This is a genomic window from Aeromicrobium sp. 9AM (assembly GCF_902506105.1).
GTDB lineage: Bacteria > Actinomycetota > Actinomycetes > Propionibacteriales > Nocardioidaceae > Aeromicrobium.
Window position 1 is genome coordinate 939261 of sequence record NZ_LR733304.1, and the last position, 16311, is coordinate 955571.

16 protein-coding genes are annotated in these 16311 nt (G+C 68.2%); 4 read left to right on the top strand and 12 right to left on the bottom strand.

The genetic code is table 11. The features are described 5' to 3' along the window. The first annotated feature begins 40 nt into the window (after window positions 1–40). A complete protein-coding gene (gene secA, locus BOSE46_RS10720) occupies window positions 41–2749 on the top strand; it encodes a preprotein translocase subunit SecA (RefSeq protein ID WP_201299721.1) in 2709 nt (902 codons plus the stop codon). A gap of 211 nt (window positions 2750–2960) precedes the next feature. On the opposite strand, the gene BOSE46_RS10725 is transcribed toward secA, so the two are convergent. Together BOSE46_RS10725 and BOSE46_RS10730 are read right to left on the bottom strand one after the other, a co-directional pair. Continuing rightward, window positions 2961–3443 carry an Rv3235 family protein gene (locus BOSE46_RS10725; protein WP_159540234.1) on the bottom strand — a complete coding sequence of 161 codons (483 nt, stop codon included), beginning with the start codon at window positions 3441–3443 and terminating at the stop codon, window positions 2961–2963. Next, entirely contained in the window at window positions 3440–4033 is a 594-nt protein-coding gene (locus BOSE46_RS10730; RefSeq protein WP_159540235.1) for a LysM peptidoglycan-binding domain-containing protein, read from the bottom strand. Before BOSE46_RS10730 ends, BOSE46_RS10725 begins: the two co-directional genes overlap by 4 nt. Before the next feature lie 119 nt (window positions 4034–4152). Between BOSE46_RS10730 and BOSE46_RS10735 the strand changes: the two genes are divergently transcribed. Then, a complete protein-coding gene (locus BOSE46_RS10735; protein ID WP_159540236.1) occupies window positions 4153–4656 on the top strand; it encodes a hypothetical protein in 504 nt (167 codons plus the stop codon). Here the strand turns inward: BOSE46_RS10735 and BOSE46_RS10740 are convergent. Beyond that, window positions 4640–4882 carry a helix-turn-helix domain-containing protein gene (locus BOSE46_RS10740; protein ID WP_159540237.1) on the bottom strand — a complete coding sequence of 81 codons (243 nt, stop codon included), beginning with the start codon at window positions 4880–4882 and terminating at the stop codon, window positions 4640–4642. The two genes, BOSE46_RS10735 and BOSE46_RS10740, sit on opposite strands and share 17 nt — an antisense overlap. A 109-nt stretch (window positions 4883–4991) precedes the next feature. On the opposite strand from BOSE46_RS10740, the gene BOSE46_RS10745 reads away from it, so the two are divergent. Then, entirely contained in the window at window positions 4992–5654 is a 663-nt protein-coding gene (locus tag BOSE46_RS10745) for a hypothetical protein (RefSeq protein WP_159540238.1), read from the top strand. Beyond that, entirely contained in the window at window positions 5654–6184 is a 531-nt protein-coding gene (locus tag BOSE46_RS10750) for a hypothetical protein (protein ID WP_159540239.1), read from the top strand. Before BOSE46_RS10745 ends, BOSE46_RS10750 begins: the two co-directional genes overlap by 1 nt. A gap of 161 nt (window positions 6185–6345) precedes the next feature. On the opposite strand, the gene BOSE46_RS10755 is transcribed toward BOSE46_RS10750, so the two are convergent. From BOSE46_RS10755 to BOSE46_RS10795, 9 genes are all read right to left on the bottom strand, one after another. Continuing rightward, the gene (locus BOSE46_RS10755) at window positions 6346–6570 is read right to left on the bottom strand and encodes a holin (RefSeq protein WP_201299606.1); all 225 of its coding nucleotides are present in this window, start codon (window positions 6568–6570) and stop codon (window positions 6346–6348) included. Window positions 6571–6596: 26 nt separating this feature from the next. Beyond that, window positions 6597–7805 carry a M23 family metallopeptidase gene (locus BOSE46_RS10760; protein WP_159540240.1) on the bottom strand — a complete coding sequence of 403 codons (1209 nt, stop codon included), beginning with the start codon at window positions 7803–7805 and terminating at the stop codon, window positions 6597–6599. A gap of 71 nt (window positions 7806–7876) precedes the next feature. Beyond that, window positions 7877–8431, bottom strand: a complete 555-nt coding sequence (locus BOSE46_RS10765; RefSeq protein ID WP_201299607.1) for a collagen-like protein — start codon at window positions 8429–8431, stop codon at window positions 7877–7879. Further along, window positions 8428–8694 carry a hypothetical protein gene (locus BOSE46_RS10770; protein WP_159540241.1) on the bottom strand — a complete coding sequence of 89 codons (267 nt, stop codon included), beginning with the start codon at window positions 8692–8694 and terminating at the stop codon, window positions 8428–8430. The genes BOSE46_RS10765 and BOSE46_RS10770 overlap by 4 nt, the downstream gene beginning before the upstream one ends. Then, a complete protein-coding gene (locus tag BOSE46_RS10775) occupies window positions 8694–11123 on the bottom strand; it encodes a hypothetical protein (RefSeq protein WP_159540242.1) in 2430 nt (809 codons plus the stop codon). The genes BOSE46_RS10770 and BOSE46_RS10775 overlap by 1 nt, the downstream gene beginning before the upstream one ends. A 2-nt stretch (window positions 11124–11125) precedes the next feature. Further along, window positions 11126–11482 carry a hypothetical protein gene (locus BOSE46_RS10780; protein WP_159540243.1) on the bottom strand — a complete coding sequence of 119 codons (357 nt, stop codon included), beginning with the start codon at window positions 11480–11482 and terminating at the stop codon, window positions 11126–11128. 8 nt (window positions 11483–11490) lie between these two features. Next, window positions 11491–13155: a hypothetical protein gene (locus tag BOSE46_RS10785; RefSeq protein WP_159540244.1), complete on the bottom strand. Its 1665-nt coding sequence runs from the start codon at window positions 13153–13155 to the stop codon at window positions 11491–11493. Next, the gene (locus tag BOSE46_RS10790) at window positions 13156–13905 is read right to left on the bottom strand and encodes a hypothetical protein (protein ID WP_159540245.1); all 750 of its coding nucleotides are present in this window, start codon (window positions 13903–13905) and stop codon (window positions 13156–13158) included. It abuts the gene before it with no gap. Continuing rightward, window positions 13905–16304, bottom strand: coding sequence for a phage tail tape measure protein (locus BOSE46_RS10795; protein WP_159540246.1), 2400 nt, complete (start codon window positions 16302–16304; stop codon window positions 13905–13907). The genes BOSE46_RS10790 and BOSE46_RS10795 overlap by 1 nt, the downstream gene beginning before the upstream one ends. Window positions 16305–16311 lie beyond the last annotated feature (7 nt).

Sequence of the window (16311 nt, forward strand, 5' to 3'; positions counted from 1 at the left end):
GCAGACTCCGTACCAGGAAGTGCATTTCGTGCCCAAGGTCATCGACAAGATCCTTCGCATGGGCGAAGGCAAGATCCTCAAGCAGCTCCAGGCGGTCGCCAAGCAGGTCAACGCCCTCGAGGACGAGTTCCACGCCATGAGCGATGACGAGCTCCGCGGCATGACCGAGGAGTTCCGCGCGCGCCTCGACGAGGGCGCCACGCTGGACGACCTGATGCCCGAGGCGTTCGCGACGGTGCGCGAGGCCGCGCAGCGCGTGCTGGGCCAGCGCCACTTCGACGTCCAGATCATGGGCGGCGCGGCGCTGCACCTCGGCAACATCGCGGAGATGAAGACCGGCGAGGGCAAGACCCTGGTCTCGACCCTGCCGGCATACCTCAACGCCCTCAGCGGCGACGGGGTCCACGTCGTGACGGTCAACGACTACCTCGCGAAGTACCACGCCGAGTGGATGGGCCGCGTGCACCACTTCCTCGGCCTGACGGTCGGCATGATCCTGCCGTCGATGTCGCCCAACGAGCGCCGCGAGGCCTACGCCGCCGACATCACGTACGGCACCAACAACGAGTTCGGCTTCGACTACCTGCGCGACAACATGGCCGACGACATCGCCGACTGCGTCCAGCGTGGCCACAACTTCGCGATCGTCGACGAGGTGGACTCGATCCTCATCGACGAGGCGCGCACGCCGCTGATCATCTCGGGACCCACCGAGGAAGAGGTCAAGTGGTACGCCGAGTTCGCCAAGATCGTCGGCGCCATGTCGATCGACGAGCACTACGAGGTCGATGAGAAGAAGCGCACCATCGCGGTGACCGAGGAGGGCATCGACCGGGTCGAGGACCAGCTCGGCATCGAAAACCTCTACGACGCGGTCAACACGCCGCTGATCAGCTTCCTCAACAACGCCATCAAGGCCAAGGAGCTGTTCAAGAACGACAAGGACTACGTCGTCATGGAGGGCGAGGTCCTGATCGTCGACGAGCACACCGGCCGCATCCTCGACGGCCGCCGCTACAACGAGGGCCTGCACCAGGCGATCGAGGCCAAGGAGGGCGTACGCATCCGCGAGGAGTACCAGACCCTCGCCACGATCACGCTGCAGAACTACTTCCGCCTCTACGACAAGCTCGGCGGCATGACCGGCACGGCGCTGACCGAGGCGTCGGAGTTCGACAAGATCTACAAGCTCGGCGTGGTGCCGATCCCGACCAACCGTGAGGTCGCCCGCGTCGACCAGCCGGACCTCGTCTACCGCACCGAGCAGGCCAAGTTCGACGCCGTCGTCGAGGACATCGTCGAGCGCCACTCCAACGGTCAGCCGATCCTGGTCGGCACGACGAGCGTCGAGAAGAGCGAACGCCTCTCCAAGCAGCTCAAGAAGCGTGGCGTCCCGCACGAGGTGCTCAACGCCAAGCAGCACGACCGCGAGGCAGCGATCGTCGCGATGGCCGGACACAAGGGCGCCGTCACGGTGGCCACCAACATGGCCGGTCGTGGCACCGACATCATGCTCGGCGGCAGCGTCGAGTTCCTCGCCGACCAGGCACTGCGCAAGAAGGGCCTGGACCCGCTCGAGGACTCCGAGGCGTACGAGGCCGAGTGGCCGCAGACCCTCAAGCAGATGGAGGAGCAGGTCGCTGCCGAGCACGACGAGGTCGCCTCCGCAGGCGGCCTGGCCGTCATCGGCACCGAGCGGCACGAGTCGCGTCGCATCGACAACCAGCTGCGCGGCCGCTCCGGCCGTCAGGGCGACCCGGGCGAGACCCGGTTCTACCTCTCGCTCGAGGACGACCTGATGCGCCTGTTCAAGGCCGACTGGGTCAACTGGGTCCTGCAGACCATGAAGATCCCCGACGACGTGCCGATCGAGAACAAGCGCGTCACCGGAGCGATCGCGTCGGCGCAGGCCCAGGTCGAGGCGCAGAACTTCGACACCCGCAAGAACATCCTCAAGTACGACGACGTCATGAGCCGCCAGCGTGAGGTCATCTACGCCGAGCGCCGTCGGGTGCTCGAGGGCGAGGACATGCACGAGTGGGTCACGTCGATGATCGGCGAGGTCACCGGTGCGTACGTCCACGGCGCCACCGAAGGATTCCCCGAGGAGTGGGAGCTCGACCAGCTGTGGACCGCGCTCGGCACGCTCTACCCGATCGGCGTGACGGTCGAGGGCGTCGAGTCCGAGGCCGGCGGCCGCGAGGGCCTGTCGCGCGAGCTGCTGCAGGAGATCATCTCCGAGGACGCCCTGGCGGCATACGGCAAGCGCGAGGAGGAGCTCGGTGCCGAGGTCATGCGTGAGCTCGAGCGCCGTGTCGTCCTGAGCGTGCTCGACCGCAAGTGGCGCGAGCACCTCTACGAGATGGACTACCTGCGCGAGGGCATCGGCCTGCGGGCGTACTCCCAGCGCGACCCGCTCGTGGAGTACCAGCGCGAGGGCTTCGACCTGTTCAACGCCATGATGGAGGGCATCGCCGAGGAGTCCGTGGGCTTCTTGTTCAACCTGGACGTCCAGGTCGAGCAGGCCGAAGAGGCCGAGCCGCAGCTGACCGCCAAGGGCCTCAGCGCGGAGAAGAAGCCGCAGGCGCTGTCCTACTCCTCACCCAGTGAGGACGGCGAGGCCGAGGTGCGCGGCGAGACCGTGACCGAGGAGACGCCGGAGTCCGAGGCGCGCCGCCAGGCCAACGCCAAGAACAAGGCACGCCAGAAGGCCAAGCAGCAGAGAAAAAGCCGGAAGAACAACCGGTAGCCGATTTTCGAGGCGACCCCTCGCAGTGAGGTCCTGAGCTCGGTGCGGGAGGGTGCCGAGCTCAGGAGTCTCTTACGGACCGTCGACGAGCTTCAGGATCAAGGTGCGGCGGCGACGCAACGTGCTTGTCGATGGTCGGTAAGTGACTCGTGAGCGTCGGTGACCGGACGCGAGACGCACGCTCACCAACGGACGCGATCGCCCTCAAGAGTCAGGCCCACGTCAGGGCGGTGCACTTCCAGACCCGGTCGCCTCGGTGGGTGGTCTGGAGCTCCAGGCGTACGGCGATGGCACGAGACCGGCCGCGATGCACCATGCGGCCGGCGATCTCGGCCGCGCCGTCGTGGACCATCGCGACGTGGACCGAGACGATGCGGGCGCCGTGGCCCGAGCGTGAGCGCAGCGGCACCCGCGCGTGCGCGGTGAGCCGGCTCGTCAGCTGGTCGTAGACGTCGGGCGCCATCCACGCCGCCATCTGGCGAACCGCGCGCTCGCCCGACAGCACCTCGACGAGAGCCTGCATGAACCGTGCCGCGCGTTGCCGCATGGGTCCCGCGTCGCCGCGCTCCACGGGGACCGGGAGCACGGGGCTCAGGCCCGGGAACGGCAGCGGGATCTGGCCCGGGGCCGGCTCGACCGGTCCGGCGAACGACGGTTGGAGCGAGGGGACGAGCAGGGCGGTGGCGGTCTTCATGTGGGGTCCTTCCCGAGCGGCGGAACGAGTCGTTGCGTGGGGAAGATGAGGTTGGGATCGGCGCCGATGACGTCGCGGTTGGCGGCGTGCCACTGCTCGCACGCGCGAGCGATCTCGGCCGCGCTGGCACCTGGCGGCAGCGAGCGCGCCGCGATGGCCCACAACGTGTCGCCACGGCGTACGACGACGGTGGTGGTGTGCGCGGCGGATGCCGGCGCGGCAGCCACGGGGCGGTCGGGCAGCTGCAGGCCGGTGAGGTCGTGGTGGGCCGGTCGGGACGGCGCGGCAGCCTGGTCTGCGTGCACGGGAGCCAGGGCGAGGGCGCCCGCCGTCCCGGCGAACAACGCTCGGCGCAGCAGCCGCGGCGTGATCGCCCGCACCAGTGCCGCCGGTGCGTGGACGAGCGACAAGGTGGTGGCCAGGAGCACCCAGGACGCAAGCGTCAGCTGCACCAGCTCGCCGACCGCGAGCAGGGCAGCGGGGAAGCTCTGCCCGCGCAGGTCGCCGATCATGGCGTCGGTGTCAGGAGCCAGCAGCCCGGCGCTCAGGGCGGCAAGACAGGTGAGCGCCCAGCCACTGCGTGAAACCATGCCAACCCCCCTATCACCGTTTGATGACGTTTGATGCTGTTTGAATACAGAGAAGACCGTTTGTGATCGTCTGTCAACATCGTGTGCACAGGCGGATGCACCTGGGATAGCGTTCCGGCATGCGGTGGGACAGGTTGTTCGAGGATCTCGAGGCGCAGGCGGCGGATCTGGAGCTCGACGAGCGAGACGCACTGGTCGATGAGCTGCGGGACGGCGACTGGGCCCAGACGTCATGGCGGCACCTGCTCGGCGGCCGTGTCGTGCTGGCGGTCCGGGGAGCCGACCGGGTCGAGGGTGACGTCGCGCTGGTCAACGAACGCCTGGTGCACCTGCGCGGCGACGCGATGGACCACGTGGTCAACGCCGGCGCCGTGATGGGCATCCACTCGAGCGAGCGACGCGCCGACTCCGCCACGGCGGTGGGGGACGCGCTGGGCTGGGGGCAGGTGTTCCGCGCCCTGCGTGAGGCGGGGGAGGAGGTTCGCGTGCGGCTCGTCGACGGGACGGTACGCGACGGTGAGGTCGTGGTCGCCGGACGTGACTTCGTACGCCTGAGGGCCGGGTCAGGGCGCGATCAGGTGCTGCCGTTCGACGCGATCGCGGTGGTCAGCGGTCGGACGTGACGTCGTCGCTGGGCGCGAGGTGCTCGTCGGGGGCGTCGGCGCGGGCGTACTGGCGCGCGATGTAGTCCTCGAGCTGGTCGTTCTCGATGCGCCACTGGCCGCGTCCGCCGATCTGGATGCCCCGCAGGTCGCCGGAGCGAACGAGCGCGTACACCTGACGCACGGTGACGTTGAGGATGTCTGCGACATCGGCCAGCGTGAGGAACCGCGGGCTGGTGGGTGGCATGGCTCCAGTTTCCCATGACTGGGTGTCAGCGTCGTCGCAGGCTCGGCTCTCCTGTGGACAACCTCGAGGGGGTATGGACGAATGCTGCCCGAGTCTGTACAACCGTTGCATGACGAACTGGCGGGGGCCTGGGGGATCAGGCAGGACAGCAGCGCAGCGCTTGCGCATCCGACCGTGGCGGGACCCACGACTCCTGATCGGGCTGCTGCTCGTGCTGGGGGCGACGATCCTCGGCGCCCGCCTCGCGGCCGCCAGCGACGACACGGTCGAGTACTGGACCGTCAGGTCCGACGTGGCGCCGGGCGACCCGGTCAGCCGCGACTCGCTCCAGGCGACGCGCGTACGCCTGTCGTCGGCGACCAAGGGTGCCTACCTGCGCACCGACGAGGAGTTCGCGGCGCCACTGGACGAGCTGGTCTGGGCGCACGGCGTCGCCGCCGGATCGCTGGTCGGCAAGGACTCGCTCGTGAGCCGGTCCAGCACGACCCGCAGCCAGCTGCCCCTCAGCGTCGCCGAGGGCGCGGCGCCGGCGGACCTCGACCGCGGCGACCTCGTCGACGTCTGGGTGGGGCCGGGCCCCGGCGACGAGCCGGTGGGCAAGGCCAGGCTCGTGCTCGAGTCCGTGCGGGTCATCGAGTCGGGCGACGAGGCGGCCGCCGCGAGCGGCTCGCTGGCGCAGACCGTCCTCGTGGACGTCGACGAGTCCCAGCTCCGGGGATCGGTCGTCAGCACCGTGGCGGCCGGCCACGTGACGCTCGTCAGGGTGGCCTGATGGACGTCGTCCTGGCGGCGGGAGGCGCACCGTGGGAGGCGGCGGCGATCCGCGAGATCGAGGGTTCCTCGCAGCTTCGCCTCGTACGCCGTTGCGTGGACGTCGCCGACCTCCTCGCGGTCGCCGAGACCGATCTCGCGGCCGCCGCCCTGGTCACCGCCGACCTGACGGGCCTGGACGCCGACGCCGTCTATCGCCTCGAGCACGCCGGCGTACGTGTGGCTGCGGTCGAGGCGGACGACGCGCTGTGCCGTGCCCTGGGCATCGAGCGCACGCTGCTCCTCGGGTCCTTGGACGTCGTGGCGCGTGATGCCCCCGCGCCACGTCACGCGCCCGAGGAGGAGCGGGCCCCACTGATCGCGGTCTGGGGGCCGGCGGGCGCGCCCGGTCGCAGCACCGTCGCACTGGGGCTGGCTTCGGCCGCGGCGGCACGCGGCAGCGACACCGTGCTGGTTGACGCCGACACCTACGGCGGATCGCTCGGGCAGGCACTGTCGGTGCTCGACGACGTGTGCCTGCAAAGGGCATGACGAAAAGCCCCCACCCGGGAGGGGTGGGGGCGTTCGTCCCGAGGAGCTCGGTCGAGCTCAGGGTCTGCGGTGGATCCGCGCGCGGGTCAGGTCGGCGAGGTCGTCGAGTCGGAAGAGCACGACGTAGAAGCCGACCATGCCGCGCACGAACCCAAGCATGGTCAGTCGACCAGCGAGGGGCTGTCGTCGCCGACGTAGCCGGAGCCGATCGACGTGAGGAGGGACACGATGCCGGCGAGCCCGGCGACGGAGCCGACGGTGGACCAGTCGACGTTGAGGATCCCGAAGCCGTCGCCGACGAGGAGGGCGGCCGCGGACTGGGCGACGGTCTTGATCGCGCGCTCGGCCGCGTCCTTCAGGAACGACTTGGTGAAGATGGTGGACATGATGGTGCTCCTTCGGTTGTGAGGGTTCAGCGCTTGCCGATGTCGGCGAAGATGTCGAGGTGGTCGCTGAGGTCAGCGGTCGTGGTGCGGACCCGGAAGCGGGCGACGGGGCGCTTGCGCTGGGCGAGGATCAGGTCGATGCGCTTGCCCTTGGTCGGCTTGGCGAACCAGCCGACGAACGTGCGCCAGGCACTGTTCTCCGAGGAGTACGCCGTGGCGGCGGTGTCGAAGAAACCAGCTGGCTCGAACGCCTCGTGCAGGACCCGGCTGTCGCTGTTGGTGTCGAGCACGGGGAACACACGGTCTTCGGGGACGTCCTTCGCCCTGGCGTAGGCCAGGACCTGTGACAGGAACGACCGGGCCTGCTTGACCTGGGTCGTGCCGGTGAGGTCCTCGTTCTCGAGCTGGGTGACCGCGACGATCGCCGGGTTCGGGTTGTCGGTCGGCCGGATGACCGCCATGAACGCGACCTTGTTGTCGCCACCGAGATCGGGGGAGAGGTTGAACACGACGCCGGCGTCGACGGCGACGTGCTTGAGGACGAACAGGTGCCGGCCCATGTTGCCGCCGGCGTGCTTGTAGCCGATCGCGGACATCCGCTTCTTGAAGTCGTCGACCTTGCCGTTGGGGAGCTCGATGACGGCGACGACCGCGCGACCGACGGTCTTGATGTCGGCGATGGTCTTGACGATGCGGGCGTGCCAGGTGTCGATGCCGTGGTCGTTGAACCCGGCAAGGTTGCGCAGGTCGATGCCGAACCAGAGGTCGGGCTTCGACGTGGGCCGTGGGGGCACGGGGATCGCGACCGGGGTGGAGTAGTTGATGACCGCCCAGGGGTCCTCGTAGCGGTCGTACCGGTTGGCGTAGCCGACCTGCACGTGCAGGTGGGGACCGGTGCTGTTGCCGGAGTAGCGCTGGCCGGCGCGGCCGCCGGAGGTGCCGAGCTTCTGCCCGGCCTTGACCCTCTGCCCGACGGAGACGTTCTCGGTCTTGAGGTGGCCGTAGAGGACCCACTTCGTCTTGCCCTTGAACGTGGACTTGACGATGACGTGCTGGCCGTACGCGGGGCCCCAGCCGCCGTAGCCGGCGTGGGTGACGGTGCCGTCGAGGCAGGAGCGGACCTCGTGCCCCTCGCGGCCGTCGGAGAAGTCGACGCCCTTGTGGATGATGCCGTTGGAGTAGCGGCGCCCGTAGGCGAACGAGACTCCGACTGAGCTGCCGATGGGTCGGACCATGGTGATCTCCTGGCTGTGAGGGGTCGACGAGGGACCCGCGGCGAGGGCGGGCGTGAACGATGGGGGCGGTGCTACTCGGGCGGCAGGACGATGCGGCACGGGCCGTCGACGGTCTGCGTCGTGTCGTCGCTGTAGGTGATGAGCCACGTGCCGTCGCTTTGGCAGCTGGTGCTGGTGATACTGCGACCGTCTTTGCCGTCAGTCCCGTCCTTGCCCGCAGATCCGGCGGGCCCAACGGCGCCCTGCGGCCCGGTGACCGAGTCGCCCGGCGGACCGGTGATCGACTCACCTGGCGGACCGGTGATGCTGCGACCGTCTCGGCCGTCGCGTCCGGCCGGGCCGGGCACCGGGACGTAGGGATTGTCCAGGGTCGTGCTTGGCTTGGTGGGCACGCTGACGGCTGGTGTGCCGCCGAGTTGCTTGACCTGGGCCTCGAGCACCTTGGCCCGACTGACGGCGTCGGCGGCTGTCGCCGAGCTCGAGCTGGCGTGATCCTCGGCCGTGTCGAGCCGGTCAGAGAGTCCGTTGACGACGGTGAAGATGGCGTAGAAGCACACGGCCGCGATCGCGAGGATGACTGCGAGGGCGATGTGGCGGAGGCGGATCGACTTGCTGGGGTTCATCATCGGCTCACCTGCTGGGAGACGTAGAGGAGGATGAAGCTGGTCACGAGTGGCAGTATCAGCGAGGCGACCAGAACGCGGTCGCGCCACCGCATGGATTCCTTGATTTCGGCGACGTCCTTGGTGACTTCCGCGACGTCCTTCTGATCGGCCTGGCGCTGGGCGTCGTAAACGTCTTTGCGCACGAGCTCGTCACGGAGCTTGTCGATCGAGCTGCGGAGTTCGTTGACGACGCGGATCAGCTGGCCTTCTCCCTCGGCGGTCATCAGGCGGGCTTGACCTGGATGCGGGGGCGGCCGTCGGTCGTGCTGACAAGGCTTGACGGGGTGGCTGGGAGGGATGCCTGCCCGGTCTGGTTCCATCCCGCGCGCTGCGTCTCAGCGATGGCGCCGGCACCGATCCAGGGAGCGATCCCTGCGTTGGATCCTGCGTGGCAGGAAATAGCGGGTCCGCCACCGATCGCGACTGCGGCCAGCCAGTACATGCCGCCTGCGACGGGTTGGGCCAACCCAGTCAGGGCCTTGGTGCCTGAGGATGTGGTGGCCACGTTGCCGAAGTTGCGGATCAGCGCTCCTGGTCCTCCGGGTGCGTTGGCGTACAGGCCGAGGTGGACTGCGGATGCGGCTGCCAGTGTGGCCACGTTGATCGCGACTTCGGTGATCGTGGTTCCTCGGGGGATCGTGATGGGCACGTAGTAGACGGTGCCCGCGGTCATGGTGAGGTTCGCAATGTTGAACCCGACGTACTGCGACTCGTAGTACCGGGTGTTCAGCCACTTGGGAGTCTGCAGCGCGACGCCAGGGACGTTGGTGCGCAGCAGCAGGAAGACCCCAGACACTGTGGTGGTGACGACCTCAACGAAGTCGTACTGGGTGCCGAGGACGACGTTGGTCTGCCCGTCGATGGTGCCGACCACCGTGACCGCGTTGACCGATGAGTCGGTCTTCTTGATGAGGTACACCAGGCCCGCCGTGGTCGTCGCAGTCGGCGTGATGCTGATCGCGCCGGACGTCGCATCGCACAGCTGGACCTTGTTCGACGCGATCGTCAGGGTTGCCGTCGCGGTCTTGGTGGCAGGGATCTCCTGCAGCCGGTTGTAGATCAACAGGTCGGCCGTGGTGGTGCCCGTCAGTGTGGGGCTGATCTTGGGTGCCAGGAGAAGGTCGGCCGCAGCTCGAGCGTTGGCCTCGGCCTGCTCGGCGGCGATCGCGCGGGCAGTCTCCGCCGCGATCGCCGTGTTGTTCGTGTTCGACGCCAGCAGGGAAGCAAGAGCAGACGCCCGGTCACGCACCATACGGAGCAGGTCCTGGGCACGCTGCAACATGCCAGCCTTGCCGGGGTGGTAACCGTCGTACGACAGGGTGCCCGGTGTCATCGTGGTCGGCGCCCACGACGCGTTGGAGAACTTCGCCACAGCAGCCCGAACCGAGGGGACCAGCAGCGGGTAGTTCGCCCGCCAGATCGCCGCCTGTGCGGCGTTGATCGCCGTCCCAGCTGTGGGTGCCGGGGAGTCCATGACGTAGATATCAGGCGGGGCGACGACGGGCACGTGGTAGTAGGCCGGGATCATGTAGTCGACGCCGTTGACGCCGGCGTGCTTCAACCCGATGACGTGACCGGCCCCGTTGATCGGGGCATCGACGGTGATCAGGGCGTACGCGGCGCCGACGGCGCCGCCGTCGTACCGTTCCCAGCTGGTGGGGGTCCACGTGAACTGGGACACCCCGTTGAGGAACACCTCGATGGGGGCGTTGCTGATCCCGGTGGCGGGGTCGAACTGGAGGACTGTGATGAACAGACGACCCGCCAGAGGACCCTCTTGCGCCGGCACCTTGGAGGCCATGTTGTACGTGGTGCCGGCGACGGCGGTGGCTGGGAACGCAACTGTGAGGTCGATGGGTGCTTTGGATGACACGATCGCGCACACGGCCTCGTGCATGGCTGCCATCGCGTTGACGTACGCGGTGCCACCAGCGCCGGTGATGGGTGCTGGGATGCCCCCGGAGGCGTAGTGGCCCACATCGTTCATGAGGGTGTCGATGATGACGGGGCCTGTGCGTACGTCAGCTCCGGGCCACAGGGCGCCGGCGATGGGCGGCAACAGGCCCGGACCTGTCGCGGCGGTCAGGAGGGACGACACGACGTAGTTGACGCGCATCGCGGACTGGCCGTAGGTGGTGACGCTGGCGGCGTCCAGTTCGGTCGCGGCGACGCGGAAGTACATGTCAGCCAACGTGGGCACCACGATGGGTACGAGGTCGTCATCGGTCCACGAGTCGCCATAGACCGACACCGCTTCGCCGTTCCACGTCGCCTCGTTGACGTATGCGTGGTCCAGCGTTTCGCGCGACTCGGACTCCAGGTCCGACAGCACAACGTTCATCACCGCGTCGATGAAGTTGGCCGGGTTGGGCAGCGGGTCCGGAACCACGTCCAGAGAGGCGTACGTTGCAGAGCTGGTCGCCGGGATCAGCTTGATGACGCGGGTGCCGTCCGGCTCGACGAACGCGAACTCCTGACCCTGCTCGAAGTCCATCACCATCGGCGGATTGGTCAACGGCACTTCGTCGAAGTCGGTGGTGACCCACCATGTGGAGTCCACGAATCCAGCTGACGGGGCGACACGCAGGTGCTCGCCGATGTACGGCTGCGACGAGCCGAACGCCAGGGCCAGGGTGACCGCGCAGTTGGTCATGTCTAGACCGACTTCGGTCCAGCAGTCCAGGAGTACGAGACCGTCTGACCCGTACCCGAAGTTGACCCGACTCGGACAGTGAACCCGGTCTCGGATGCGCTCGCCGCCAGCGCGAAGCGGTTGCCGACGTTCGATGTGCCGGTCGCCGAGCAGGTGACGACCACATCGGTTCCAGGAGGGAATGCGGTGGGGAACGTCACCGTGGCCGAGTTGGTTACAGGGGCGGCAGGCGTACCAGTCCCAGACGTCGCGAGCGTTCCGGCGCCGCGCTGGTTCATCGCCGCGGCTGCTTCGACGACCTCGTTGAGGATGTCCTCCAGCGGTGTCAGCGGGTCGAGGTCGGTGAACGGGTACGGCATGTCGGCTCCTACGTGTCGAGGGGGTTGGCGTTGAAGTCGGCGATGGTCTTGCCCGCCCAGAGGGTGTTCCAGTCCGCGATCGTTGGAGAGCCGGTCAGGTCCCAGGCGTCGTTGAAGTCGCGGATGCGGGGGCCGAGGAACGCCAGGCCGAGCTGCTGGGTGATCTTCCCGTCCTGGCCGCCGATGGTGTTCTTGGTGATGATCGCCTTGGTGTGCAGGCCCTCTTCGGGGAAGTCGACCCAGATGATGTCACCCAGCTCGCGGCGCAGGTCGGGCACGACGTTGACGTTCGGGATGTACGGGCGGGCCTCGCGGACCTGGCCAACGATCCTGGACAGGATCACCGAGGCGTCCTCAGTGCGCTGGACCATCTTGCCCAGGTCGACGCTCAGCGGGTTGTAGGCCGAAGCGGCGTCCGCACCCCACGACAGAACGACCCCGTCGTCAGTCCCGGCGGAGTCCTTCCAGTACGTCACCAGGTACGACGGGTTGCCGTCGTTCTCCACGAGCCACCGTCGTACGCCGGTGGTGTTCTGGACCTTGATGACCAGCCTGCCGGTGGACAGCTCCGTGAGGGCGCCGATCCCCTCGTACGTGTCGAGGACGTAGTGGCTGGTGCCGGTGCCGTTGGTCTTGGTGTCGGAGTTGATCACCTCGGTCGCGGTCGACCAGGCAGTGCCAGGGTCGATGACGTACTCGCGGGCATGGCCCGGTTCGATGCGTGTCTTGGGTGCGGCGATCCAGGCGGACATGGCCCGCTCGAGCGCGATGTAGTCGTTGCCGGTCTCGTCGTCAAAGTCCTGGATGCTGATGTAGTCCGGGGGGGTGAATTTGACCTCGACACGGTCGTAGGACTCGGCTGGGTCGATGACCCATTCCAGGTCCTCCAGCTTGTCTAGGACCGACACGGTGTCGACGGGGTCGACGGTGGCTCCGGAGAGTTGGTCGTAGGTCAGGACCGTGATCGTGCCGTCGACGGTGACACGCACTGCGCCGAGGTGGGCGGCGACGAGTTGCTGCAGGCAGGTGAGGGCGTCCATGTTGCCGGGGAAGTAGATCGAGGTGAGCTCGGCGCCGAATTCGGGGACGTCGTACGCGAAGCCTGTGCCTTCGGCGATCTGCTCGACGATGCGGGCCGGGTCGTACGGGTATGACGCCGGGTCGTCGATCGGCTGCGGTGCGCCGCCGAAGATGCCGAACCGCTCCTGGACGACCGTGTGCGGCCGGCGCAGCGCCACCCAGTCCTCGATGATCTGGATCGACAGTGACGGGTCGGACTCCTTCGACGACACGGGGTCCACCCGGAGGGTGCCGAGCAAGAACGCCGTGTCGCCCAGGGGCCCGTCGTGTGAGGCGATGAGCTCGACAGCGGACGGGATGAGAGCCCGCTGGTCTCCGGCCTTCCACGGTGCGATGCGCCCGGACTCTGGTTGGCCGATCGTCGCGGATCCGGACGAGCTCGCGAACCCGGACGGTGTCGCGACCTGGCCAGGCAGCAGGGACCCTTTCAGGTCGGCTGTGAGGTTCCAGGTCCCGACCTTGGCGTAGCCGGCCGGGCAATCATCATCGTCGTTTGCGGGCGGCCACGCTGAGTCCACGAGGTGCAGGTAGACGTCGGGCGCGGTCTGGTCGGGATCGGACGGATCGACCCAGCCAGCGGGGTACGTCCGCATCTATCCGACCTCCTGCAGGGTGACGGTGTAGTCGCTCAGTGGCGGGCTGCCGGGGCGGTATAGGGAGAGCACGCCGTCGGGGTCGGACACGGACACCCGGCACGGGGTGTTGTGGCCGGGGATCCACTCGTACTGGTCGACGGACGACTCGGTCAGCCGCAGCGCGGTGGTCTTCGCAGCTGACGTGATCGCGAACGTGACCGTGGCGTCGGCGTCAGGGTTGAACGCGACGGACCAGCGCCGGGCACCAGACCCGGTCGGGGCGATGACGGAGACCGGTGTCTCGGCACCGACCGTGAGGGTCCCGATCTCGGCGCCTGACCCGCGGGTCGTCCACCCGGACAGGTGGTACCACTGGCCCGCGCGCACGCGGCGGGTGAACGCGGTCTCCACGCCGAACGTCTGCATTGGCACGCCCAACGCTGTGGCGATCGACGGTTGCCCATTGAGCCGGCCCGCGGTCGTCCTGGGGTCCAGCATGTTCGCCTGGGCGGCCATCCGGTCCAGCAGCCACACCTCGCCGGCGTCGCCGTTCGCTGCGTGAGCGAGCCACGCGATCGCCTGCGGGTCTTTCGCGGCGTACGCCAACGACCAGGTGCGCGGTGCACGACGGGCACGCTGCACATACCTCGTGCCGCCGAGCGTCACGAACGAGCCTGTCGCGCGGTCGCTAGCCCGGGTGGCCCCACGCTGCACACCGGTCAGCGGGATCCAGATGTCACCAACGCTGAGCATGAACGCGGCAACCATCAGAGCCTCTTCTCGGCAGCATTGCCAACCTGGACGATCGTCCCTGCCTGGCGGCGGTCGACGTTGAGCTGGATGGGCCGTTCAGCGACGGCGGCCAGGTAGTCGTTCTGCGCGCGCGTCTCCTCGAGCAGCTCGTCGAGCCGGGCCGACAGCTCGTCAGAGTTGCCCGGGCCTGTGCCGAACGCCTCAGCCATGGCCTGCTTGGACTTCGAGCTGCCGAGCGGGAGTGCCACCTCAGGGCCTGCCTCGCCGAAGACCGCGAGGGTGGCCTTGTCGGCGTAGCCGCCCTTGGCCAGCATGGGGATGTTCGGCGGGTTGATGTGGACGTCCGGCGCGTGGGGGATGCTGATCTTGAACTCGAGCGCGGAGTTGATCTTCGAGATTGCCCCGTTGAGCAGCTTCTTCACCGCGCCCCACACGGAGCCAGCGATGCCGCCGATCGCGCCGCCGGCGTTCTTCAGCCCGCCGACGAACGCGTTGATGATGGAGCGGCCAGCCGAGGCGAACTTGCCGACGAGGCTGAGGAGCCTGCCAGGGATCGAACGTACGGCGTTGACGACCGACTCGGCACCGTTGCGGATGATGCCGGTCACCCCGCTCCATGCGGCCCGGGCGCCGGACTTCACGGCGTTCCAAGCCGCCGACATTGCGCCCTTGATCTTGTCCATGTTGCGGACGATGAACAGGACGGCCAGGCCGATCGGGCCGGTGATGATCGCGAGGATCAGCGGCCAGTGGGACCTCACGAAGTCGATCACCCAGTTCACGGCACCCATCACGGCGCCGGAGACCTTGTCCCAGGCGGCCTTGGTGAACGCGGAGATCTGGTCCCAGTACTTGATGACGACGGCGACGATCAGCGCGACGGCGGCGATCGCCCACCCGATCGGGCCGAGCGCGATGAACCAGGCGGCAGCCATGGCGACGGCGCCGGCCATGGCGGCGGCTGCTGAGGCGACCCACCCGGCGGCGATCATCAGGAACGCGACGCCGTAGAGGGCGATCGTGCCGGCGACGCCGGCCTTGGAGATCAGCCACGCGGCGGCCTGACGTACGGCGGACGCGGTCGCGATCGCCGCCGATCGGATCCACTGGGCCGTGATGAGGGTCAGCGACATGACCTGCAGTGCGGCTGATGACGCGGCTTCGACCTTGGAGGTCAGCCAGGCAGCAACGTTCCGCTTCGCAGCGATCAGCGACTGCACACCCCAGGCGATGATGGCCGGGAGGAGCAACGCGGTGATGACGCCGGCGACGATCGCGATCGTGGTCTGATTCGACGACAGGAACCCTGTGACGGCGCGGACCGCCTGGCCGACGTCCTCGAAGTTGTCGCCCAGGGTCGCGAGTGCTGGGGCGCCGGTGGAGTTGATCCACGCCATCCCGTCGCCGAGCTTGTTGAAGACCCGGGTGGCGATCGGTTCGATCTGGACCAGGGCCCGGTTCTTGAACAGCTGCCACTGCTCGGCGAAGTCGGCGGTGTCCTGCCCGGCCTTGAGGATCGTGTCGCCGTGCTTGAACGTCGACGACGTGAGCGCGTCGACCGAGAGCTTGCCTGACTTCACCGCGGCGACGAATTGGGCGGCGCCGCGGGTGCCGAAGATCTTCGCCGCCAGCTGCACGGCGTCGGCGTCCTTGCCCTTGGCGATGAAGTCCTCGATGCCGCCGATGGTGTCGTCGAGGGCTTTGCGGGGCTCCTTGCCCTTCTTGGCGAACTCGACCATGGCGCGGCCGAGGGCCTGGACGGTTTTGTCGCCGTTGATGCCGGCCTTGTCGAGGTTGCCGAGGAGGTTCGCGGACTCGGACACGCCGAACCCGAACTGGGTCAGCATGGGCGCACCGCGCTGCACTGAGGAGATCAGAGCCGAGAGCGGGACGCCGGTGGCCTGGGAGACCCGGAACAGCTCGTCGAGGGTCTTGGAGGCGTCCTTGCCCTTGACGTTGAACGCGTTGAACGCTGCAGTGACCGTCGCCGGGTCGAGGGATTCGCCGCTGATGCGGCCGTACTCGACGAACTGCTCGGTCAGGCGCTCGAGCAGGGGACCGGTCAGGCCGAGGCGCTGGTGCAGCGACGCGATGACCGGGGCGATCGCCTCGAACGACGCGGGCACCTCTGTGCCGACGTGCTTGGCCGAGTCGACCAGGCCGTCGAGCTCGGCGCCAGTGGCGCCGGTCTCGGAGCGGATAGTGTCCGAGACGTCGTCGAAGATCCCGCCGACCTTGTAGAGGGCGACACCGACCCCGATGGCCGCGCCGCCGATCGCCGCGGTGGCGAGGAGCGCCTTGGCCTTGAACCCCTCGATGCCTCGGACACCGGACGCGATGCCGCGGTCCCACCCGGACCCGTCCATCCGCATGTACCCGACGAGGGTGCCGAGGTCGAGGGTGTCACCTGACATGCGGGGC